At 55.8% G+C, this 22,391-nt stretch carries 24 protein-coding genes and 1 pseudogene; 22 read left to right on the top strand and 3 right to left on the bottom strand.

Annotation, left to right across the window (positions count from 1 at the left end; genetic code table 11):
* The first annotated feature begins 131 nt into the window (after window positions 1–131).
* The 10 genes and pseudogenes from QMG93_RS34560 (at window position 132) to QMG93_RS34515 (ending at window position 8,685) form a co-directional block, all read left to right on the top strand.
* The gene (locus QMG93_RS34560; protein WP_063178518.1) at window positions 132–806 is read left to right on the top strand and encodes a response regulator transcription factor; all 675 of its coding nucleotides are present in this window, start codon (window positions 132–134) and stop codon (window positions 804–806) included.
* 153 nt (window positions 807–959) lie between these two features.
* Entirely contained in the window at window positions 960–1,115 is a 156-nt protein-coding gene (locus QMG93_RS34555) for a hypothetical protein (protein WP_281944438.1), read from the top strand.
* Window positions 1,116–1,191: 76 nt separating this feature from the next.
* Window positions 1,192–2,283, top strand: a complete 1,092-nt coding sequence (locus QMG93_RS34550) for a saccharopine dehydrogenase family protein (protein ID WP_281944437.1) — start codon at window positions 1,192–1,194, stop codon at window positions 2,281–2,283.
* Window positions 2,284–2,618: 335 nt separating this feature from the next.
* Complete coding sequence (locus QMG93_RS34545) at window positions 2,619–3,353, top strand: metallophosphoesterase family protein (protein WP_281944436.1); 735 nt, start codon at window positions 2,619–2,621, stop codon at window positions 3,351–3,353.
* Window positions 3,350–4,213, top strand: coding sequence for a GNAT family N-acetyltransferase (locus QMG93_RS34540; protein ID WP_281944435.1), 864 nt, complete (start codon window positions 3,350–3,352; stop codon window positions 4,211–4,213). The genes QMG93_RS34545 and QMG93_RS34540 overlap by 4 nt, the downstream gene beginning before the upstream one ends.
* A gap of 237 nt (window positions 4,214–4,450) precedes the next feature.
* A pseudogene (locus QMG93_RS34535) lies at window positions 4,451–5,727 on the top strand (threonine synthase).
* The gene (locus QMG93_RS34530) at window positions 5,724–6,389 is read left to right on the top strand and encodes an amino acid ABC transporter permease (RefSeq protein WP_281944434.1); all 666 of its coding nucleotides are present in this window, start codon (window positions 5,724–5,726) and stop codon (window positions 6,387–6,389) included. The pseudogene QMG93_RS34535 and the gene QMG93_RS34530 overlap by 4 nt, the downstream one beginning before the upstream one ends.
* Window positions 6,370–7,056 carry an amino acid ABC transporter permease gene (locus QMG93_RS34525; protein ID WP_281944433.1) on the top strand — a complete coding sequence of 229 codons (687 nt, stop codon included), beginning with the start codon at window positions 6,370–6,372 and terminating at the stop codon, window positions 7,054–7,056. The genes QMG93_RS34530 and QMG93_RS34525 overlap by 20 nt, the downstream gene beginning before the upstream one ends.
* Window positions 7,037–7,804: an amino acid ABC transporter ATP-binding protein gene (locus QMG93_RS34520; RefSeq protein ID WP_281944432.1), complete on the top strand. Its 768-nt coding sequence runs from the start codon at window positions 7,037–7,039 to the stop codon at window positions 7,802–7,804. The genes QMG93_RS34525 and QMG93_RS34520 overlap by 20 nt, the downstream gene beginning before the upstream one ends.
* Window positions 7,801–8,685 carry a transporter substrate-binding domain-containing protein gene (locus QMG93_RS34515; RefSeq protein ID WP_281944431.1) on the top strand — a complete coding sequence of 295 codons (885 nt, stop codon included), beginning with the start codon at window positions 7,801–7,803 and terminating at the stop codon, window positions 8,683–8,685. Before QMG93_RS34520 ends, QMG93_RS34515 begins: the two co-directional genes overlap by 4 nt.
* Before the next feature lie 74 nt (window positions 8,686–8,759).
* On the opposite strand, the gene QMG93_RS34510 is transcribed toward QMG93_RS34515, so the two are convergent.
* On the bottom strand, window positions 8,760–9,569 hold the full coding sequence (locus QMG93_RS34510) for an inositol monophosphatase family protein (protein ID WP_281944430.1): 810 nt from the start codon (window positions 9,567–9,569) through the stop codon (window positions 8,760–8,762).
* A gap of 339 nt (window positions 9,570–9,908) precedes the next feature.
* Here QMG93_RS34510 and QMG93_RS34505 point away from each other — a divergent pair, with 339 nt between their 5' ends.
* From QMG93_RS34505 to QMG93_RS34490, 4 genes are all read left to right on the top strand, one after another.
* Window positions 9,909–10,913 (top strand): 2-oxoacid:acceptor oxidoreductase family protein, encoded by a 1,005-nt coding sequence (locus QMG93_RS34505; RefSeq protein WP_281944429.1) that lies wholly within the window; start codon window positions 9,909–9,911, stop codon window positions 10,911–10,913.
* Window positions 10,914–10,951: 38 nt separating this feature from the next.
* Complete coding sequence (locus QMG93_RS34500) at window positions 10,952–13,255, top strand: thiamine pyrophosphate-dependent enzyme (RefSeq protein WP_281944428.1); 2,304 nt, start codon at window positions 10,952–10,954, stop codon at window positions 13,253–13,255.
* A gap of 89 nt (window positions 13,256–13,344) precedes the next feature.
* Window positions 13,345–13,644, top strand: a complete 300-nt coding sequence (locus QMG93_RS34495) for a hypothetical protein (protein ID WP_281944427.1) — start codon at window positions 13,345–13,347, stop codon at window positions 13,642–13,644.
* A gap of 21 nt (window positions 13,645–13,665) precedes the next feature.
* Window positions 13,666–14,187 (top strand): hypothetical protein, encoded by a 522-nt coding sequence (locus QMG93_RS34490; protein WP_281944440.1) that lies wholly within the window; start codon window positions 13,666–13,668, stop codon window positions 14,185–14,187.
* A 97-nt stretch (window positions 14,188–14,284) separates the two neighbouring features.
* On the opposite strand, the gene QMG93_RS34485 is transcribed toward QMG93_RS34490, so the two are convergent.
* On the bottom strand, window positions 14,285–14,764 hold the full coding sequence (locus QMG93_RS34485; protein ID WP_281944426.1) for a GAF domain-containing protein: 480 nt from the start codon (window positions 14,762–14,764) through the stop codon (window positions 14,285–14,287).
* A gap of 135 nt (window positions 14,765–14,899) precedes the next feature.
* Between QMG93_RS34485 and QMG93_RS34480 the strand changes: the two genes are divergently transcribed.
* From QMG93_RS34480 to QMG93_RS34470, 3 genes are all read left to right on the top strand, one after another.
* Window positions 14,900–15,589, top strand: coding sequence for a response regulator transcription factor (locus QMG93_RS34480; protein WP_281944425.1), 690 nt, complete (start codon window positions 14,900–14,902; stop codon window positions 15,587–15,589).
* Window positions 15,586–16,941: a sensor histidine kinase gene (locus QMG93_RS34475; RefSeq protein WP_281944424.1), complete on the top strand. Its 1,356-nt coding sequence runs from the start codon at window positions 15,586–15,588 to the stop codon at window positions 16,939–16,941. Before QMG93_RS34480 ends, QMG93_RS34475 begins: the two co-directional genes overlap by 4 nt.
* Before the next feature lie 174 nt (window positions 16,942–17,115).
* Window positions 17,116–17,598, top strand: coding sequence for a C40 family peptidase (locus QMG93_RS34470; RefSeq protein WP_413789369.1), 483 nt, complete (start codon window positions 17,116–17,118; stop codon window positions 17,596–17,598).
* A gap of 69 nt (window positions 17,599–17,667) precedes the next feature.
* On the opposite strand, the gene QMG93_RS34465 is transcribed toward QMG93_RS34470, so the two are convergent.
* Window positions 17,668–18,585, bottom strand: coding sequence for a DMT family transporter (locus QMG93_RS34465; RefSeq protein ID WP_281944423.1), 918 nt, complete (start codon window positions 18,583–18,585; stop codon window positions 17,668–17,670).
* 206 nt (window positions 18,586–18,791) lie between these two features.
* On the opposite strand from QMG93_RS34465, the gene QMG93_RS34460 reads away from it, so the two are divergent.
* The 5 genes from QMG93_RS34460 to QMG93_RS34440 all read left to right on the top strand — a co-directional run bounded on the left by QMG93_RS34460 (window position 18,792) and on the right by QMG93_RS34440 (window position 22,309).
* Window positions 18,792–19,316, top strand: coding sequence for an ADP-heptose synthase (locus tag QMG93_RS34460; protein ID WP_281944422.1), 525 nt, complete (start codon window positions 18,792–18,794; stop codon window positions 19,314–19,316).
* A 288-nt stretch (window positions 19,317–19,604) separates the two neighbouring features.
* Complete coding sequence (locus QMG93_RS34455; RefSeq protein ID WP_281944421.1) at window positions 19,605–20,513, top strand: NAD(P)/FAD-dependent oxidoreductase; 909 nt, start codon at window positions 19,605–19,607, stop codon at window positions 20,511–20,513.
* A 122-nt stretch (window positions 20,514–20,635) separates the two neighbouring features.
* Window positions 20,636–21,415 carry an SDR family NAD(P)-dependent oxidoreductase gene (locus QMG93_RS34450; RefSeq protein ID WP_281944420.1) on the top strand — a complete coding sequence of 260 codons (780 nt, stop codon included), beginning with the start codon at window positions 20,636–20,638 and terminating at the stop codon, window positions 21,413–21,415.
* 27 nt (window positions 21,416–21,442) lie between these two features.
* Window positions 21,443–22,021, top strand: coding sequence for a hypothetical protein (locus QMG93_RS34445; protein WP_281944419.1), 579 nt, complete (start codon window positions 21,443–21,445; stop codon window positions 22,019–22,021).
* A gap of 48 nt (window positions 22,022–22,069) precedes the next feature.
* Window positions 22,070–22,309, top strand: coding sequence for a YkuS family protein (locus QMG93_RS34440; RefSeq protein WP_216794083.1), 240 nt, complete (start codon window positions 22,070–22,072; stop codon window positions 22,307–22,309).
* Window positions 22,310–22,391: the final 82 nt, after the last annotated feature.

Here is a 22,391-nt window from a genome sequence, read left to right as displayed (position 1 = left end):
CAACAAACAACGTCATAATAACCCCTCCGAATCGTAGTTGATAAGGTTATTTACCCGTTTTTCCAACTACGATTTCAGATGGGGCACTAGTAGAAGGAAGTTGAACATCAGAAAGGCGGTTTACGAAGCAGATGAGCAGAATCATGGTTGTCGACGACGATCCGCATATCCGCGAGCTGGTTAAAGTATGCTTGCGTCAAGAAGGCTTTACGGTGCATGAAGCCGCCCACGGGCAGGAGGCGCTCGACAAGCTGGAATCGTTCAAGGCGGATTTGGTCATTCTCGATATTATGATGCCGCATATGGACGGCTGGGAGCTGTGCCGTCAGCTTCGGCAGCTTTACGATTTGCCGCTGCTCATGCTGACGGCGATCGGCGAGACGAAGCAGAAGGTCAAGGGCTTCGAACTCGGCACCGACGATTATCTCGTGAAACCATTTGAGCCGGCAGAGCTGATTGTCCGCGTGAAGGCGCTACTCAAGCGGTACCGGATCGCTTCGTCGCAGACGCTGCAGGTCGGCGAACTGACGATGAACCGTCTCACATATGAGCTTTCCGTAGGGCAGGGGAATATCACGCTTCCGCTCAAGGAATTCGAGCTGTTGTTCAAGCTGGCAAGCTATCCCGGCAAAACGTTCTCGCGCGACCAGCTGATCGAGGACATTTGGGGCTACGACTATGACGGGGGCGAGCGGACCGTCGACGTTCATGTGAATCGCCTTCGCGAACGGTTTCCCGAGGACCGGCATTCGTTCAAGATCAGCACGATCCGGGGGCTCGGTTACCGGCTGGAGTTGCGGGCATAAAGGAGAGGGCGGTTTCAAGCGGTAGGCGATAATGAATAACCTTGTCAGAGTAAAAAAGCGAAAGAGCAGAACAGCGGAGCGCGGCTCCAAAGTTCTGCTCTTTGTTTTTGTGAAAGTTAGTGCACGCCGTACGTTTCCGCGATCAGAGGGAGCATGTTGGACGGACTGCGCAGCCGGCTTGCGTTGGAGGAGACGGTGGCGAACCAGGATAGGTCGTTTACAGGGATGGATCCTTCCGCCCGCATGCTGGAAATCGCGAAGGCGCGGGTAGAGCGGGCCGGGCTCTCGCATCGGATATCGTTCGTCTAGGCCTCGGTCCAAGAGCTTTCCGACGGACATGCATTCCTGGTGCGCGGTCAAACAATAAAACAAAGGCGGGAACCACATGAAGGATAAGATCGTGGTGGTGGGCGGATACGGCCATGTGGGAACAACCATTTGCAAGCAATTGGGCGAGCAATACCCTGGCCGGGCGTATGCCGCAGGGAGAAGCGCGGAGCGAGCGGCACGGTTCAGCCGGGAAACCGGCGGGAAGGTGAAGCCGCTGCCGCTGGATATCCGCAATCCGACCGATTCGGACGTTCTGAACGATGCCAAGCTGGTGATCATGTGTCTGGATCAGACGGATACCGCTTTCGTCCGGTCCTGCATCCGAAACGGGACGCATTACATCGATGTATCTGCGAACGGCGCTTTTCTAACCCAAGTGGAACGGTGCGGACGGGAGGCCGAAGCGCACGACGCAACGGCCGTACTGAGCATCGGCCTTGCGCCGGGCTTAACGAATTTGCTTGCGCTTGAGGCAAGTAAGCTGTTGGAGCAAGTCTACGAGATCGATATTACGATCATGCTCGGGCTAGGGGACCGGCACGGTGAAGCTGCGATCGCATGGACCGTAGATAATCTGAATTCCCGCTTTGAAGTGATCCGGAACAACCGCAGCGTCGCGGTAAAAAGCTTCACGGACGGGCGGGTTGCGGATTTCGGAGCGGATTTTGGGCGCAAAAAAGCGTACCGGTTTCCTTTTTCCGACCAGCAAACGATAGCCCGGACGCTGGATGTGCCGACCGTCTCCACGCGCCTTTGCTTCGACTCGGGTATGGTGACCGGTTTGGCAGCTGGATTGCGGGCGACGGGAGCATTCGGCTTCTTGAACGCGGGCCGGGTCCGTCAGGCGGTGATCTCGGGTATCGGAAAACTGCATTTTGGAGACGAGCGCTTTGCGGTCAAGGTTGATGCACGAGGCAATAAGGGGAATAAAGACGCCTATGTGGAGTGCTTCCTGCGAGGAATTCATCAGTCGGACATGACGGCGAAGGTGGCTGTATCGGTAGCCGATGCCCTCTGCCGCACGGATTTCCCGCATGGCGTATATCATATCGAGCAATTGTTCGAGCTGGACGATATGCGCGATTGGCTGACAAAGGAAGCGTCTGTCGAGATCCACTTGGACGGAAATCTGTATTCGACGATTTGAATTGAAATTTGCTGCGGTTTACGGGGGAGTTGCGATTGTTAAATAAAGAAGGGAGGGGCATACTTGAGTTCTGCTTCAAGCTGATGGCCCTCCATCTCTTCATTTGCGCGTTGCCCGATCGTACATCGTAACCAGTTCTTCCGCGTACATCCTTTCTTCCATATCGATAGATATCAGTGTATCAGCACGATCGTACTAATTTTTCAACAATAACTTAACGCGAGCTCTGCGCTCCTAGCAAAGGAATACTATCCAGAGACAAACGGCTGTGATAAAATTACCTATTGTCAGAACGGCTACGGAACAGGATACCAGAGCGGAAGGACAGATTAGCATTGAACAGAACGTTAGTCATCAGCGACATTCACGGGAGCTATGAGAGCTTCGACGCACTGCTGCGCGCTGCGGAGTATGACGCCGGTCAGGATCGTCTTATTTTGCTTGGAGATTATGTAGATCGTGGGCCAAGAAGCAAGGACGTCGTCGAACGGGTAATGACCATGGTTCGGGAGGACGGGGTCATCGCGCTGCGGGGCAATCACGATCAACGCTTTGTCGATGTCGTAACAGGCCCGTGCGAAGAGAACGATGAGATGAAATTTTTAAAATACGGTGGGGTGCAGACGCTTGCCAGCTATTATGCCCCTTTTGAATCGAACGAAGGGACCGACCGGGAACGTACCGAGTGCGCCAAAGAATGGGTTCGGTCGGAGTATGGGCATCATTTGGCTTTTTTAGGCAGCCTGCCTTTGTTTTACGAGGACGAGCGGTTCATTTATGTCCATGCGGGCTTGAACCCGGCGTATCCCAACTGGAAGGATCAGCCTGCCCGGGATATGATCTGGATACGCGAACCGTTTTACAGCCATCCGACCGTGGTCGAGAAAACCGTCATTTTCGGCCATACGAGAACGTCGTGCTTGCACGATTCTCCCGGCGTATGGTTCGGCGGCGACAAAATCGGTATCGACGGCGGCTGTGTCTACGGACAGCAGTTGAACTGTCTGGCCATCGACGGAAACGGAGGCTTCACGACGTATCACGTGGAAGGGACGAATTGGGAGAGATGAACGAACCTTATGCTCTGGAATCGATGAACGCCAGCGACGGCACGCATCTGCTCGCTTTGGCCCGCAGCGTCGGTTGGAACTTTTCTGCGGCGCAGCCCGATTTGTACTTGCGTACGGGCCCGGTAGTCGGGCATCGGGACGGGGGAAAATGGATTTCGTGCGCGGGATTTTATGCGTACGGGAAGGAACTGGTCTCCATCGGTCATCTTATCGTCGATCCGGCCTATCAAGGCAAAGGGCTGGGAAAACGTCTGTTGCTCCATTATCTGTCAGAAGCGGAAAAGAGGGGCTCGGCGGTAACGCTCGTTTCGACAAAGTCCGGGTTGCCGCTGTATACTTCGCTCGGCTTTCAAACGGTTGGGTACGCCCACAGATTTCAGTACGACGTTACTGCGGAAAGCCCGCAGCAGGAACGGACTTCCGGTGACGGAGATATGGTACCGCTGAATGAAGCCGTGCTGCCTGAGGCGATCGAGCTGGATCGGGCAGCCACGGGAGTCCGGCGCGAGAGCGTGCTTTCTTCCATCGATCATCATAAAATTAGCGGCTGGGCTGTGCGCGATTCATCCGGCGCAATCCAAGGCTATGGATTTGCCCGGGCGAAGGATGACATCTTGGTCGTGGGGCCTCTCGTTTCGGCAGACGCGGACATGGCTGTCCGGCTGCTGAAGGCGCTGATAGCGGGATGGCGGGGGCGGATTCAGCTTGATGTTCCCGGCGCTCAAGCCTCTTTTCAAGAGCGGCTCCGCGGGCTGGATTTTCGGGAGGTTTCCGTTTCGCCGCAAATGCTACTAGGGGCTTCGTCTTTGCCCGGCCACCGGGAGCTGCTGTTCGCGCTTGCCGACCCTGCATTCGGGTAAAAGCTCGGACATGGCTTTTTCCGGTTAAATCCGAGTCCATTTGACCGGCATTCAAAATCATAGTTGACAAATTGGAATACTCTGTATAGTATAAAAACATCAAATGAACGAAAAGTGCCAGGTTGCTGACCGTACGGACGGAGGCCCTTGTTTCATTCTGCGCAAGCGGAACGAAGCAAGGGCTTTTCCTTTGTTGCGACCGTATGCGGCATTCCGTAGAAAGGCAGGAAATCAATCGTGTCCTTCAGCTATGTCTCGCATCTGTATTGTCCGAAATGCGAAGCGAAGTTTTCCTCCCAAGCGGCGATTCAATTATGCACTTGCGGGTCGCCGCTGCTCGTCCGCTACCGTCTGGAGGAATTGAAATCGTCACTGGGCTGCTCCGAGCTCACGGCAAGAACCGAACGGAGTTTGTGGCGTTACCACGAGCTGCTCCCGGTAGAACGCGCGGACAACGTAGTGACGTTGGGCGAGGGGTTCACCCCGCTCCTGCGGATGCCGAATCTCGGCAGCGGGATGGGCATCCCTCAACTGCTGATGAAAGACGAGGGGATTACTCCGACAGGCTCGTTCAAGGCCCGGGGCGCGGCCGTTGGCGTTTCCAAAGCGAAGGAGCTTGGCGTGCGCGAGTTGGCGATGCCCACGAATGGCAACGCCGGAGCGGCTTGGGCGCTGTATGCGGCCAGAGCCGGCATCCGGGCAACGATCGTGATGCCCGCGGACGCTCCGGAGATTACACGCAAAGAATGCGCCGCCGCCGGAGCCTGCCTTTACTTGGTCGACGGCTTGATTAGCGACGCGGGCAAAATCGTTGCCCAGGCTATCGCGGAAGAAGGCCTGTACGATGCGTCGACATTAAAGGAGCCGTACCGGATCGAGGGCAAAAAAACGATGGGCCTCGAAATCGCCGAGCAATTGAACTGGCGCCTGCCAGACGTCATTCTGTATCCGACCGGTGGCGGCGTCGGCTTGATCGGCATCTTTAAAGCGTTCCAGGAGCTTCAGGCGCTGGGCTGGGTGCATGGCAAGCTGCCGAGACTGGTCGCCGTTCAAGCGGAGGGCTGCGCCCCGATTGTTCAAGCGTGGAAGGAGAAGAAGACCGAATCGGCATTCTGGCCCGCTTCGTCCACGGTTGCCTTTGGCATTAACGTCCCCAAGGCGCTCGGCGATTTTCTGGTGCTCGACGCGATCTATCGGACAGACGGCTGCGCGGTGGCGGTCGATGACCGGACCCTGCTGCGCGAGCAGCTCCGGATTGCCGGGGAGGAGGGAGCTTTTGTGTGCCCGGAGGGCGCTGCGGCGTCGCGGCCGCCCGTTTGCTGCGAAGCAGCGGTTGGATTCGGGAAGAGGAAACCGTCGTCGTATTGAACACCGGCTCCGGGGTGAAATACTCGAACACGGTTCAGGCTGCTCCGCCTGTACTGCAGCCGGGTGAGCGGTTGACCGGCCGGGAAGAGTCTTGGCTCCGGCAGGATGACCACGCGGGCGGACAGAAGCGGAAAGCATCGACATGACACTCGATACCGCATTCATGCTCGACCATCTGCCGGACTTCGGCCATGCGGCACTCGTGACGCTTGCCGTCGCCGGAATCGCCATCGTCGCTTCGCTGCTCGTGGCTGCGCTGAACTCGGCGGTTATCTTTTTCCGGGTGCGCGGGTTGACCTGGGTTGTACGTGCCTACGTCGAGCTTGCACGGAATACGCCGCTACTGATACAGTTATTTTTCGTTTATTTTGCGCTGCCGTCTCTGGGCATCCATCTGTCCAATTACGCCACGGCGGTACTCGCGCTGACGTTCCTCGGCGGCGGGTATTTCACGGAGGTGTTCCGCGCAGGGATCGAGGCCGTATCCGGGAGCCAGAAGGAATCGGGGCTGGCGCTCGGCCTGTCCCGCTGGCAGTTGTTTCGTATTATCGTTCTGCCTCAAGCGCTGCGGATTGCGACACCGTCCTTGTTTGCAAATTTTATTTTTTTGTTGAAAGAAACGACGGTCGTTTCCGCGGTGGCCATCCCTGAAATTTTGTACACCACCACGAACTACATCGCTCTTTACTACAAAACCTACGAAATGCTTCTGTTGATGACCTTCCTGTATGTGCTGCTATTCCTGCCGCTGTCCTTCTTGCTTTCATGGGTGGAAAGGAGGTTCCGGCATGGCCAGTTCGGGATTTGATCTCTTGATCGTATCGCTTCCCCAGCTCGGCAAAGGCTTGCTTCAGACGTTAACGCTTGCGTTGTACTGCATCGTGTGCAGCACGTTCGGCGGCCTTGTGTTCGGTGTTCTTCGGGCCTCCCGCAGCCGCTGGCTGGGCGTGCTTACCCGGGCGTATCTGGAGCTGTTCCGGTCGATTCCGATTTTGGTCTGGCTATTTTTCTTTTTCTTCGGTCTGCCGATCTTCTTCGGCATCGACTTGCCCGGCTTCGCCTGCGCCGTTCTGGTGTTGTCGCTGTGGGGGATGACGGAGGTCGGCGAGGTGGTCCGCGGCGCCCTGATCTCGCTGTCCAAAGGGCAAAAGGAAGCAGGGCAATCGATCGGCCTGAGCCCGGTGCAGCTTTATGTCTACGTCCTGCTTCCGCAGGCGCTGCGCCGCATGATTCCGCCCGTTATCAACGTGTATACGCGCATCGTCAAAACGACGTCGCTTGCCGTCCTGATCGGCGTTACGGAAATCATCAAGACGGGGCAGCAAATTATCGAGCGGACGGGAGAATCCGTGCTGATCTACGGTACGCTGTTCCTGCTTTATTTTGCACTGTGCTATCCGCTGTCCGTCTTATCCAGAAAACTGGAAAATAAACTGCGAAAAGGGGTAGAGGCGGGTGTCCGGGATTTTGCTTGAACTGACGAAGGTAAGCAAAGCGTTCGACCGGCATTGGGTGCTGCGAGAGATCGACCTTCAGATTGCCAAAGGCGAGGTCGTCGTCATCCTTGGGCCGAGCGGCTGCGGCAAGAGCACCTTGCTGCGATGCCTGAACGGGTTAGAAAAGGCCCAAACCGGCAGCATCCGTTTTTGCGGACAGGAGCTGACCTCGGGGAACGTCCGCTGGCAGCACATCCGGCAGCAAATCGGCATGGTGTTTCAAAGCTACCATCTGTTCCCGCATCTGACTGTTCTGGAAAATATCGTGCTCGGTCCGGTCAAGGCCCAACGCCGGTCCAAGCGGGAAGCGGAGGCTCAGGCGGAGAAGCTGCTGGAGCGCGTCGGACTGCTTGAGAAGAAGCACGCCTATCCGAGGCAGCTTTCGGGCGGTCAGCAGCAGCGGATTGCCATCGTGCGGGCGCTGTGTATGAACCCGGAGGTCATTCTCTTCGACGAGGTCACGGCGGCGCTGGACCCCGAGATGGTCAAGGAGGTGCTGGAGGTCATGCTCGGTCTGGCCGAGCAGGGCATGACGATGGTGATCGTCACCCATGAAATGGGCTTTGCCCGGGCCGTAGCCGACAGGATCGTCTTCATGGACGAAGGGAGAATCTGCGAGACGGGCTCGCCGGATGCGTTTTTTACGAAACCGAAAACGGAGCGGGCCCGGCGTTTTTTGGACAAATTTTTGCTTGTGGAGACATGGAAAGGGAGAGAGAGCGGATGATAAAAAAGAGAAAAATATCCATCTTGGTTTTAAGTCTTCTGGTTGGGCTACTTGCCGCCTGCAGTACGGGCGGAAAGGCGACGAATGATCCGAAATCGGGAGCCGCTTCGGAGCCGAAGCAGGCAGGCGCGCTGCAAAAAATCAAAGACCGCGGCAAGCTGATCGTCGGCGTGTTTTCGGATAAGCCTCCGTTCGGCTTTACGGACGAGAAGGGCAAGCTCGTCGGTTTCGATAACGATTTGGCGAGAAGGTTCGCCAAGGATCTCCTCGGCGATGAAAGCAAAGTCGAGTTCGTGGTCGTCGAACCGGCAAGCCGCATTCCTTTCCTGCAAAGCGACAAAGTCGATCTTATCGTCGCCAACATGACAGTGACCGAGGAGCGGAAGCAGGCGGTCGACTTCACCAACCCGAATTTGAAGGCGGCGACGCAGGTCATCGTGCGCGACGATAGCGGCATCAAGTCGCTGGCCGACTTGAAAGGGAAAAAAGTGATCGTCACGAAAGGAACGACCGCCGATATTTTTCTGACCAAAAACCGACCGGACGTCGAACTGATCAAATTTGAGAAAAATACCGAGTCGCTTCAAGCGCTGAAGGACGGGCGGAGCCCCGCTTATGCCCAAGACAGCCTGATCTTGTTGAGCTGGGTGCGCAAAAATCCCGGTTTCACGGTGCTTCCCGAGAAGCTGGAGAAAGAAGCTCCGATCGCTCCAGCGGTGAAAAAAGGAAACAGCGAGCTGCGGGAATGGGTCAATCAGGAGCTGGAGGCGCTGGGGAAGGAAAAGTTTCTGCTGCAGCTCTACGACAAATACGTCAGGGCAGAGCTCGGTCCGGACGTCGATCCGAACGAAATTATCGTCGAAGGCGGCAAGTGGCAGTAGTTTGCGGCAAAGGGAACCAGGCCCAACGGCATGTTAGGGCTTGGTTTTTGGTTTAGCTCCTCCAGCGGGGCTTGTCAAACGGCCTCCTCCTGCAAGGCGGCGATCAACTGCGGGTGAAGCGTACGGCTAGCGGCTGCGATTCCGTCGGAACCTTGCCCGAACGGACGGCCTTCCGTATCCGTGACCGCGCCTCCGGCTTCCTGTACCAGCAGCGCGCCGGGCAGCCAATCGAAGGTGTCGTCCCCGTGCTCCCAGTAGGCGTCCAGCCTCCCGCTTGCGACATAAGCGAGCTGAAGCGACACGGAGCCCAGCATCCGGGTGATCATCGCACGGGACATGACCCGTGAAAGCCCTTGAACCGTTTGCATCAGCGTACCGTCTTTGGAAACCTGGGTAGGGTGGGAGGTGGCGACGACGGCATGTTTCAGCTCCTGCTTTTTGCCCGCACCAATCCGCACCCCGTTTAAATAAGCGCCTTCGCGCTGCACCGCATGAAACAGTTCGCGGTGGCACGGGTCGTATACGGCGGAAAAGACCGGAACGCCGTCCCGGATCAAACAGAGTGCCGTACACCAGTACGTGAAGCCTTGGAAAAAGTGAAACGCTCCATCCATCGGATCGCAGATCCAATAGTCGCCCGAACGCATGGCTTGCCGCTGTTCTTCCAAATCGAATTCCCCGTCGGACCAGCGGATCGTCGGATAGTTCGTTTGCAGCGCAGAGCGGATGGCGTCCTCCGCTTGGCTGTTAAGCTGCCGAAACCGCTGTGCAAGCTCCTCGAAATCGTGCGGCGGGGTTCCTCGCGTCTCCGCAAATTTCGCATACAGATCGTCTCCGACCTCCTTCAGAAGTCCTGTGCAAAAAGCAATATCGATCCCAATCATCCAATATCCCATCCTTCGCTTTTCATATTGTTAGGCAAATTAGGCAAGCAGCTTTTCATAGTTTTCACCGTACTTTGCAGTCTGCCCCCGTCCGAAGCGGGCTTCCCGATATAGCGAAGCAATTCGATGCATACGCCGTTCCACCCCTTAACAGTAGTATGTATAAATACTACTTTGAAAATCGTGTCAGGTCAAGTACTCGTGCAATGGAAGCTTAGTTGACGAAAGCGCTTGCGACACGAAACTTTCAAGCCCAAAGCCCTATGCGAGTCAGGTATAAACTGGTATACTGAATTGTGGAAATAGTATAACTTTTCAAACATGAGGGGAGTTGAACAGATGGTAGTTCTACCGAAAACGAACGACCTCGGCTTCTTTGAAATTCGGCTCGAATCCATCGGCGGTTTGGGAGCCAACCTGGCGGGGAAAATGCTTGCGGAGGCTGGTGTCGTTGGAAGCGGGTTCAACGGCGTGAGCTTTTCTTCTTACGGTTCGGAGAAAAAAGGCTCGCCGGTTAAAGCGCATATCCGTTTTTGCGACATAAATACGAATATTCGCGATACGACTCCAGTGGAACGTCCGCATGTCGTTGGCATTTTTCATGAGAACTTGTCGAAAACGGTCAACGTGATCAGCGGCATTTACGAGGACAGCTTGGTTCTGGTCAATTCGGCCAAAAGTCCGGAAGCTCTTAAAGAGAAAATGAAACTGATCGGCGGAACCATTGCGGTGGTCGATGCAACCGGCATTGCACTGGAGGAGAAAAACCGCGTTAACATGGCGATGTTGGGCAGTCTGTTCCGGCTGTGCGACTTCCTCGATTTCGAACACATGAAGGGCATTATCCGTAAGTCGCTGGAGAAAAAATACCCCGGCGCGGTCGAGCCTGCCCTGCGCACGTTCCAGCGCGGCTATGACGAAGTGCAGTTCCAGACATACGCGCTGCCGGAGGGCGTGGAGATGCCGCTGCCGAAGCGGTGGGATATTCCGATGTACGGTTACGAGACCCAGCCGATCGGCGGATTGGTGGCGAATCCGGGGAACAGCATCCTGAAGGACCTCAGCATATCCCGCAGCGGGATGATGCCGCATTTTGACGACGAGAAATGCATTCACTGCGCGGCCTGTGATACCGCCTGTCCCGACTTCTGCTTCGTGTGGGACGAACAGCCGGACAAGAAAGGACGTCCGCAAATGTTCCTGCAAGGAATTGATTACCAGTACTGTAAAGGCTGTCTGAAGTGCGTCGTCGCCTGTCCGACCGAAGCGCTGTCCTCTAACCGCGAGACGGAAGGCTACGCGGATGAACATCGCGTACCGCATCGTTTTAGCTTGGCCCAGTAAGATAAATACCTGTTAGCAGGGAGAGGTGAACCAAACTAATGGCTATTGAGATTAACAAAGAGGTCAGCCAAGGTACGGTCGAGCAGCGGATGGTTTACGAATCCGGCAACGAGATGGCGGCTTATGCGGCTCACCAGATTAACTATCATATTATGGGTTATTTCCCGATTTCGCCGTCGACGGAGGTCGCGCAGTTCCTCGATCTGATGAAGGCGAACGGCCAGCATGATATCAAGCTGATCCCAGCGGACGGCGAGCACGGCTCGGCAGGGATTTGCTATGGCGCTTCCACCGCGGGTGGACGCGTGTTCAACGCGACGAGCGCGAACGGTTACTTGTATATGCTGGAGCAGATGCCGGTACAATCCGGGACCCGGTTCCCGATGGTCTTGAACCTCGTCTGCCGCTCGGTATCCGGGCCTCTGAACATCCACGGCGACCATTCGGACCTGTATTACGCGCTCAATACAGGCTGGCCGATCTTGATGTGCCGCGATCCGCAAGCCGTCTACGATATGAATATTATGGCCATCAAGCTGGCCGAAGATCCGGAGGTTCGCCTGCCGGTCATCGTCGCTTCCGACGGCTACTTCACTTCTCACCAAAAACGCCGCGTGCAAACGTTCGCCCACAAATCGGACGTGCATGCCTTCATCGGCGAGCAGCCGAAACAGTTCCCGCACGTGCTTGACCGCAACAATCCGATTACGGTAGGACCTTACATGAACGAGCCGGACTACATCAACAACTGCTATCAGCAGTCCGTTGCAATGTACAATGCCGGAGAAGTATTCGACCGCATCCGTCAAGAATACCAGGTGCTGACGGGCCGCGATTATCCGATTCTCGACCTGTACCGGATGGAAGACGCCGAAGTGGCGGTATTCCTGATGAACTCGGCGTCCGAGATCATTAAAGATGTCGTTGACCAACTGCGGGCCAAAGGCATCAAAGCCGGCTCGATCGCACCGAATATGATTCGCCCGTTCCCTCAGAAGCAGATCGCCGAAGCGCTCAAAAACGTCAAAGCCGTCACGATCGGCGACCGCGCAGATTCGTACGGAGCGTACGGCGGGAACATGACGATGGAGATCAAAGCGGCGCTGTTCACGGAAGGCGACAGCGATACGATGGTCATCAGCCGGATTTACGGGCTGGGCGGGAAAGACTTCTATGCCGAGGACGGTCATCAACTGTTCGAATTAGCGATCGAAGCGGTCCAAAAGGGCCGGGTCGACGTCCCGTTCGATTATTACGGACATACGCCGGGCGATCCGGATAAGAAGCCGCAGCGTGTCATCGAGCCGATGAAATACGAGGATCTGAAGACCGGATTGATTACGGTCGACAAAGACGAGACGACGGGCCAATTGAAGGTGAAGGTTCCGCCGATCCGCCAGCTGACCAAAAAGCCGAAGCGGCTTGCGCCGGGGCACGGGGCCTGTCCGGGCTGCGGTATTTTCTCCGGTCTGGAGCTGTTCTTCAAAGGGATCGAAGGAGATATCGTAGCGCTGTTCCATACCGGCTGCGCGATGGTCGTAACGACAGGGTATCCTTATTCTTCGCATAAAGCGACCTACATTCACAACTTGTTCCAAAGCGGCGCGGCAACGCTATCCGGCGTCGTGGAAATGTTCTGGGAGCGCAAACGCCGCGGCGAACTGGAACATCTGAATTTGCCGGACGATTTCACATTCGTCATGATCACCGGCGACGGCGGGATGGATATCGGGATGGGCCCTGCTATCGGCGCTGCACTGCGCAATCATAAAATGATCATTCTCGAATACGATAACGAAGGCTACATGAATACCGGCGCGCAGCTGTCCTATTCGACGCCGCTCGGCCATCGGACCTCCACGTCCAACGTCGGGAAGCATCAGGGCGGCAAGCTGTTCCATCATAAGGACACGCCGCAGATTATGGCAGCCACAAATATTCCATATGTGTTCACCGGGTCCGAAGCGAACCCGCAGGATTTGCTGAAAAAAGCCGCCAAGGCGCAATATTATGCCCAGAACGAGGGTCTGGTTTACGGCAAAATCCTCATCACCTGTCCGCTCAACTGGCTGTCCGAGGAACAAATCGGGCAATCGCTGATCGATCAAGCTGTCAACTCCTGCTTCTTCCCGCTGTACGAAGTGGAGAACGGCGTAACGACGATCACGTTCAATCCGGAAGAGAAGAACAAGCGGATTCCGGTTGGCGATTGGTTGAAAAATATGGGCAAGACCAAGCACCTGACGAAGCCCGAATACGCAGAGGCGCTGCAATCGTTCGAGAACGAAGTCGAACGCCGCTGGAGCCGCCTCAAGGCGAAGCACGAAAATCCTTACTTGTAATCGAGGTAAGGCCGGCACGAACCTCAGGCGCAAACTCGTTTTTTGAGCTTGCGCCTTTTCATTTCCAGAACCGATTCGGAGGAGTTTCAATGCCTTATGTACTGAGACATGCCGATTCCGGTGAAATCGCCGCATGCATTCAAAAAAACGTATACGATTTCGATTATTTTGGCGTCAAACAGTGGGAGAACGAGGAGCAGGCCCAGGCGGACAAGCATTCTTTTCTGGAGAGCATCGGGTATGATCACCCTCAGGATTGGCATATCCTTTTGATCCAAGAGGATCGTGTCAAGCTCTGCAACGTGAAGCTGAAGAACGATCCGTCGCGCCGGGTGCGCTTGAGTAGCGACGGCCAGCTAACCGTTCATTCCGCCTCCGAACGACTATAAAACCGGGGAATGGTAGTTTTGATGAATACAAACCCTTTTGCCGATTTCGAAGCGGCGGGCACCGAGCAGGAGCTGACAGCCTTTCAGGAATCGATTCAAAGCCAGGGCTTTACCGCCTTCCGGCTGCTGCTCGAAGGCTTTCGGGACCGTCTTAAGCAATTTTCGGACGGAGACATTGAATCTGTGAACGGACTACTGGAGCAGGCCCGGCGGTTGTTTCCCGAGCCGGAAACATTCAGCCCATCTTGGGTTAACATATGGCATGAATTCGAGCGGATTGCCGCATACAAGCAAACGGTGCTGGAGACTATTCAGGCCGAGGAGCGTGAAGGGGAGTGGCAGGTGTTGCTCGATAACCCGTATACGAATTCGGATCTCGTATGCTATCCGGGGCTCAGCTTTTTGGAGGGGGCGTATTTATACGCGTACTTCCGCAGCGATCTGAAGCAGAACGAATATATCCGGCTGCAAAAAATTCAAAATCTTGTTATGGCTTTCGGCAGCGAGCGGCAGGAAGGCGCGAACAAAAATAAAGAAAGTTAAATTTGGACGATTTAGGAAGTTAGAGGATAAACCGGAATTCGAGCGGGAAACCGTTTCAAATCCCGGTTTTTTCGTGTGGATAAAATGCGTCCTACGGTTACATCCGTTCAGCGAGCTTTAGCGCAAACAGCTCCAAATAATGCTGATCCGTCTCGTCGAAACGATTTTTCTCCGGGCTGTCGATGTCCAGTACGCCGATCAGGCGCTCGGCATGGAGGATCGGGACGACGATCTCCGACTGCGAGGCGGCGTCGCAGGCAATGTGGCCGGGAAATTGATGGACGTCTGCGACGCGGACCGTTTCCCGGAGGCTGGCTGCACGGCCGCAGACGCCCTTTTCGAGCGGAATGCGCACACAGGCGGGCAAGCCTTGAAAAGGCCCGAGCACCAGTTCCCCTTCTTGGAACAAATAAAATCCGACCCAGTTGATTCGCTCCAGAAACTGGTTCAGCAGTGCGGCGGCGTTGGCCAGATTGGCAATACGGTTCGGTTCATCTTCGATAAGCGCGGACAATTGGGAAATGAGCAGCTTGTAATTTTCCTCGCGCGTTCCCGTGTAGGCTGAGGCATGAAACATAAATGACGACTCCTTTTTTTGGCGGCAGATTACGCTGAAATTAGCATATTTTCTATGGGACGTCAAGGCACCGAAAAGCGGAATACGGTCCGGGTGGAATGGTTACCCTGTATACAAACGGCTGCAGGAGATCGTATGACGCAATCTATTCTGGTCATTGAAGACGAAGAACATATCGCCCGGGTGCTGATGCTTGAGCTTGAACACGAGGGCTACGAGGTCGAGACGGCACATGATGGCCGGGAAGGGGCCAGATTGGCTACATCCAAGCCTTGGAGCCTTATTTTGCTCGATGTCATGCTTCCGGAATGGAATGGGCTGGAGGTGCTGCGGCGCATCCGTCAAGTCAATGTGGAAGTGCCTGTCATATTGCTGACGGCCCGCGATGCGACGCCCGATATAGTCAGCGGGTTCGATCAGGGAGCGAATGACTACATTACGAAGCCATTCGTGATCGAGGAGCTGCTGGCGCGTGTCCGCAACCTGATTGGACTGACGAACCGGCATAAGCCGGAGACTGATACGCTGAGTGCGGCGGACTTGACCGTCGATCTCAAGGCGCGAAAAGTGACACGTGCAGACAACTTGATTGAACTGACGCCCAAGGAGTTCGATCTGCTGCAATATTTGATTCAGCACAAAGGACACGTCCTGACGAGAGAGCAAATTATTTCCGACGTGTGGGGCTACGATTTCGTAGGCGACACCAACATTGTAGACGTCTATATCCGCTATTTGCGCCAGAAGATCGACAAAGGCTACCAGCCCAAGCTGATCAAGACCGCGCGAGGCGTCGGCTACGAGCTGACGGACCCCGAGCCATGAGCTTGCGGACGCGATTGATGCTGCTGTCGGGCATATGGATTTTGCTGATCGTCATCTTTTTCAACTGGTTCATCTATTACTATATTTTGAAGAAGACGACGGATAACGAAGTGCGGCAGTTGTGGAATAAAGCCAAAATCATCTTGCGCGATACGGAGATCCATCATCCGGCCAATTGGAATTCCGGGCTGCTCCAACAATATTTGGAGCCCGACTCGCTCATTCGAATCATTTCGCCGGATGGCGCCGTGCGCGCGCAAGTGTTGTCAAGCGAGGAGTTGTCGCCCCATCCGGTGATATACAGGACGCAATATCATACGGTTGTGCAAAATGAACTAGGCCTGCTTATTTTGTTCATACAGGTGCCGATTGTCGCTAAAAACAACGTGCAGATCGGACTGCTGGAGCTGGGCAAAGGGCTGAACGTCGTCGCCGCCTTTATGGAGCTTCTGGTTGGGGGACTAACGGTGACAACGGGCAGCGTACTGCTGTTTTCGCCGCTCGTCGGCTTTTTCTATACAAAGGTGCTCGTGCGTCCGATCCGCCAATTGCTGGAAACGATGCGAACGATCCGAAGCAAAGGAAATTTTATTCTGCTCAGCCCCCAGTTCACGGCAAAAAAGGATGAGCTGGGTGAGCTTGGCCGAACGTTCAATGAAATGATCGTGCGTTTGCAAGAAAACGACCGGAGACAGAAGCGTTTTGTCGCGGACGCTTCGCACGAATTGAAGACGCCGCTGACTGTCATCGAGAGCTATACGTCGCTGCTGCGCCGATGGGGAGGGCAGGACCCGGCCATCCGGCAGGAAGCGCTGAATGCGATTCATTCGGAAACCGTGCGCCTCAAAGGGCTCATCGACGCTTTGCTGCGGCTGGCGGAGGTGGAACGTCACGCGCAACCGGAGCTGCACCCCGTCCGCATCGCGGAGCTGATCCGCTCGACCGCCGAGCAAATGCGCCAGGCGTTCGGAAGAGATATTGTCGTCCGAATCTGTTCGGAGGAGGTCCAATGCAGCGGCGATGAGGCAAGGCTGAAGCAGCTGCTGATCATTCTGCTGGACAATGCGATCAAGTACAGCCGGAAGAACGTTCTCGTCGAATGCGAGGAGGAGGAGCGCTACGTTGTTATCCGGGTGACGGATCAAGGAATAGGGATTCCGTCCGGGGAGCTTCCTTTGCTGTTCGAACGGTTCTACCGCGTGGATAAAGCGAGAAGCCGGGGCACCGGAGGATCGGGTCTGGGTCTTGCGATAGCGAAGCAAATTGTCGAGCTGCATCAAGGCTTGATCCGTTTGGACAGCGAGGAAGGGAAGGGGACGACGGCGAAGGTCAAATTGCCAAAATCATCTTGACAGCGTTTTAATTAAGAACAAAATGAGAGTTTTCTCACGAACTTCTAATAAACGGCTCTGAAGCACCGGGCGGCAGGCCTTCAGCGGAGATTGGCGAAAAAAACCACGTTTTCATCTGTGCTATAGTGGGTTACGGGCAATCAGCCAAACCTAACTTCAAGGAGGACGTTACAGATGAAACAACTGTTTGGAAAACGCTGGGGGAACATGGTACTGTCGATCGGCCTGTGTACGGCTTTTCTGTTCGGCAGCACGCTCGCGGCTCCGGCCAATAGTGCTTACGCGTATTCCGCATCCAAAGCGCAGAGCATTATTTCCACAGGGAAAAGCTACCTGCACACCCCTTACAAGTTCGGTGCGCATGTCGGTAACACCAAAACATTCGACTGCTCTTCTTTCACGGCGACGATCTTCGGCAAATATGGCGTGAAGCTGCCGCGTACGTCTGCGGCTCAATCCAAAGCCGGCACCTATGTGCCAAGAAGCCAATTGAAGCCGGGAGATCTGGTCTTCTTCTACTCTCCAGTTCATCACGTTGCAGTTTATATAGGTAACGGGAAAATTATGCACACGTACGGCAAACCGGGTGTCACCATCTCCGATCTGAACAGCGGTTGGTGGAACAAGCATTATACGACGGCACGCCGCGTACTCTAATCACAGACAAAAGCGCATGAACAAAAGCCGCTGCCTCCGGGTTTCCCGGAAGCAGCGGCTTTTCGCGCGTTAGGTCATCTCTGTCCTGCCGGTCTGGGCGGCGACGGCTTCCCGTTCGTTCGAGCGGAGGAACATCCACACCCCGGACAACAGGACGAAGCCGGCGGCGGCTTGCATCCACGTGATGCTCTCGCCAAGCAGCAGATAGGCCAGAATCGTTGCCCCCAGCGGCTCCCCGAGGACGCTCATCGATACGGATTCGGGACGCATATACTTCAGCAGCCAGTTGAACAGATAGTGGCCGAACAGCGTCGGAACGACGGCCAGAAGGAGAAAAATGCCCCATTCTTCCGAGTCGTATCCAGTAAAAGGAAATCTCGCTGCCACATTATATACGGCCAGCACCAACGCGGCAAGCACAAAGACGAAGAAGCTGAAGACGAAGGCGGGAATGCGCTTCAGCATGCTTTTGGCCAGAAGGATTTGCACGGCCATCGCCGCCGTGCCGAGCAGGGACAGCAGGTCGCCGAGCAGCGCTTCTCCGGTTAGCCCCCAGTCGCCCCAGCCGATCATAGCCGCGCCCAGAATCGCAACCGCCATGCTGAGCACGGCCAGCAGATTTGTCCGTTGGCCAAGGAACAGGCACGCGCCGATCAGGACAAACACGGGCTCCAGCGAAAGGATCGCGGTAGAGCTTGCGACCGTCGTCAGCTTGAGCGATTCCATCCAGAACAAGAAATGAAGGCCGAGCGCGAGGCCGGACCAGAACAAGCCCGCCCAGTCGCCTAAGCGCAGCTGAGCCACTTCGCGGCGGTACCGCAGCAGCAAAGGCAGTAAAATGGCCGCGGTCAGCAGCAGCCGGTACATCGCAATGACCGACGACGGAGCATTCGACCAGCGGACAAAAATAGCTGAAAAGGAAATCGCGACGATGCCGATCACGAGCAGCAGCGGCAAAGGAACGGGAAAACGTTTCGCAGCATTCATCAGGTTAACTCTCCATTTCATAACGTTCGGTTACAGGCACATTGCTTTATTATAGCACCGGATTCCCGACTCTTACAGAGCCAGAATTGAAAAGCCGGCAAAGCGTGAGAAAGTCTGCAAAGTTGGACTTTTATTCCCAATTGTGATATGAAAGAATGTAGGCCGGACTTAGGAACGGACGCATCACAATAGGGGGGAAATGGAATATGTCCCGGCGTTTTGTTATCGAGGCGGTGCTTGTGGCTGTATACGGCGAACTCATGGCGCCAAGCCGCCCGGTGGAATATTTGATTCCGTATTCGACGATATTGGAGTTATACGAGATGAAAGACAGTCCTGAGCCGGTCATGCCGGACGCGGAAGACGACGCTCATGTCAAAGGGAAAATCGGGGAGCTCATCGCCTTCTTCGACGACTCGTTCAATAAGAAGAAGCTGGAGCGCGCGCTTGCGGCCCCATGGCGCCCAAGCCCGCCGCTGCCGATCAACGAGAATGTGACGTTCACGGTCATCAATGCCGTGGATAATGCCCAGTACGGGGAATCGTTCGATCCGATCGAAACCGAGGTCGTGCTGACCTCCCTGCGGGAAAAAGCGCCTATTTTGACGGACCAGCTTGAACTGATGGAGAAAATTATTCAGGCCGAGGTTCCCGTTCAAGTGTATGACGTTTATGATTTTGAATTCGCCGTCGAAGACGGGATTACCGCAGACGATTTGATGAAGCCGTAACCGCCGCGTCGCGCTCAGCGGCCCAATGCATGCCGGAATCCCGATCAAGGGATGCCGCCGGCGACAGGTCAACCGGGTATGCCCGGTTGGCTTTTTTGCGTTTTTTTCGCGCAGGCTGTCACAAACAGGCCCTTCCGTTCGCCATAAGGATAAAAGACGCGAGAGGGTGGATCACCATGGAAAGCAAAACAATCCTTATCGTCGGTGGAGGCTACGCCGGTCTGAATGCGGTCCGGGCGCTGTAAAAGCAATATGCCCATGTGAAACAAAAGGTTCGGTTGATCCTGGTTGATAAGGAGCCGTACCATTTGCGAAAGGTGCTGCTGTTTAGGAGGTATCCCGCTGACGACCGTCGCGGCCGCCGAACAAATCCGAAACGAGCTGGAGCGCAAAGTGGAGCAGGCGCGGTTGGAACGGGAGCCCGTGCGGCAAAAAAGCCTGCTATCTGTCGCGGTCGTTGGCGGCGGCATCACGGGGATGGAGGCTTCGGCGGAAATCGCTTATTGGTTGAAGCGGGAGGCGGAGCAGGGCGGGCTCGATCCCCGTTTGGCCGAGGTGCATCTTGTTCATTCGGGGACGCGGCTGGTGGACAATACCCCCGTCGTCGTCGGACGCAAGGCCGAGAGCAGGCTTGGCCGCGTCGGGGTGAACGTACTGTACGGCGTCTGGGGTACGAAGCATGCGGACGGCGCACTTCATTTGAGCGACGGCTCCAGGCTGCCTGCCGGGGTATGCGTGTGGACGCTGGGACTTAAGCCGAATCCGGTGCTGAAGCAGCTCGGGCTGCCGACGGAAGCCGACGGCAGATTGACCGTAGATGTCCATTACCGCGTTAAGGGTACAAGAGACATTTATGCGATCGGCGACGGGGCGCGAATTATCGACCCCTGTACAGGCCAAGAGGACGCCATGACGTGCAAAGAGGCGATTCCGCAGGCGCAGCGGCTTGCCAAGATTATTGCGGCCGAGATGGAAGGAAGGGAAGGGCCGAAGCATCGGTCGTTCATGACGCTGTACTGCATCGGACTCGGTCCCGAGGACGGATTGTTCTGGATGCGCCAATGGGGGATGAACCTGATTCTGACCGGAAAAGCGGGATTGTTCGTCTGGAATGCGACATGGGATTCGGCAAGCTTGATAAGCGGCGATATACGGCACAAGCGGGCAGAGCGGCATGCAGCAAAAGCTGAAATTTAATCCAATCGATGGTACAATAGAAATAGGACCATAGCGAGGTTCCCCTTCAGGTTAACGTGCTTTGCTGCGATGCGGCATCACGTCGGGCTGGAAGGGGAGTTTTTTGTGGAAGGAGAACCTGGATGAAAGGTTATGTTGTGACCGGCGCTTCCAAAGGGTTAGGGCTGGCTCTGACCCGCCACTTGCTCGCTGCCGGGCACCGCGTCATCGGAATTTCACGAACCGCTGCGGATGCGGCGGATTCCGGCGACCGTGCGGACGGAGCTACACCCCGGAGGAAGGCGGAGCATTATGCATACGATCTGAAACGCGTGGACGGGATAGAGACACTGATCGCGACTATTGTCCGATCGCTTGAAAAGGAACCGCTCGACGCCCTCACGCTAATCAATAACGCCGGCATGCTGGAGCCGATCATGCCGCTGGAGCAGGCCGATTGCCTCACGCTGACGGAGCAGATGAACGTCAATCTGCTGGCTCCTATGCTGCTGATGTCCGCTTTTATCCGGGCGACGAAAGATTGGCCCGCCTCGACGGCCAGAACGATCGTCAATATTTCTTCCGGCGCGGGGAAAAAGCCATATTCCGGCTGGAGCGGGTACTGCGTCACCAAGGCCGGGCTGGACATGCTGACGCGCTGCGTCGGGCTGGAGCAAGGTGATGGGCCGCAGGCGGTGAAGGTCGTTTCGATCGCGCCCGGCGTCGTGGATACGGGCATGCAGGAGCTGATCCGCGGGACAGAGCCGGACCGGTTCCCGGAGGTGGAGCGCTTTGTAGGGCTGAAGCAGACGGGCGGACTGTATACGCCCGATGAGGCGGCGGAGCGAATCATAAACGTGGTGGAGGGCGGACGGTTCGCTCAGGGAGACGTGCTGGATATCCGCCATTTGCCGCAGGCGTAAAGCCATGCAGCGAAAGGGGAAGTTACCTTGTTTGACCCGACGATTTTCGATAATTTAAAAGTAGTGCTTGAAGGACATTTGTATGATTTGGATGCGGAGCAAACGATTCGGGTCATCGGCCGGGAAGATTTCATCGACCTGGCCAGCATGAAACGGATATTCAGCATGCGCATCCGACGCGACGAAGGCTGCTGCCAAGCGGAAATCAGCATGACCAGCGTGCTGTCCGACTTCGCCGGGGAACGGTTCCGGCTCGTCGAACCCGGCGAGCGGCCCGGCGCCAAGCTGAGGCTCCGACTGGACATGCCGCTCAGCCACTGCGAGCACGCGGCGGAGCTCCACCGGGCCATGGCGGACCGGTGGGCGGAGGAAGCCCGAATTCGTCACGAAAGGTCGGCGGAATTCGTTCCGGACGATGGCCTCGGACGTTCGGAAGGCGGGCTGCTGGATGAAAAAGGCGCTTACCGTATACATATCGAGTTTATTCGTAAAATCGATGAAAGCCATATCGGCGATATGGAAAACCTGCTTACCCATCTGGTCGACAGCTTGGTCGATGCGGACGAGGTTGGCGAGCGGAAGGGAATGGCCCGCGACGGCGAATAAAAGCAGCCGGAGCTCGGCATACTACAATTTGGATAAGGAGGGAAGATCATGGCGAGAATTGCAGTGGAAAACAGCTTGCAGGATGTAAAGGACGCGCTGCAGCAAAGCGGGCACGAAGTCGTCTCCGTCGATAACGCAAATTTGCAAAATTGCGACTGCTGCGTTATTTCCGGACAGGACAAGGACGTGCTGGGCATCGCGGAAACCACAACGAAAGCTTCCGTAATCAATGCTCAAGGCATGACATCCGACCAGATTGTTGAACGAGTGAACCAAAGCTTAAGCTGATTCGCCCCGCTCCCGCCAGCCATCGGCGGACATGCTGAAAGGACCGGATTCCATCGAAGCCGGTCTTTTTTTTTTTTGTATG

It is taken from the genome of Paenibacillus tyrphae, assembly GCF_027925525.1.
Taxonomy (GTDB): Bacteria; Bacillota; Bacilli; order Paenibacillales; family NBRC-103111; genus Paenibacillus_G; species Paenibacillus_G tyrfis_B.
The sequence above is the reverse complement of the archived record's forward strand: the minus strand, read 5'-3'. Positions and strand labels throughout refer to the sequence as shown.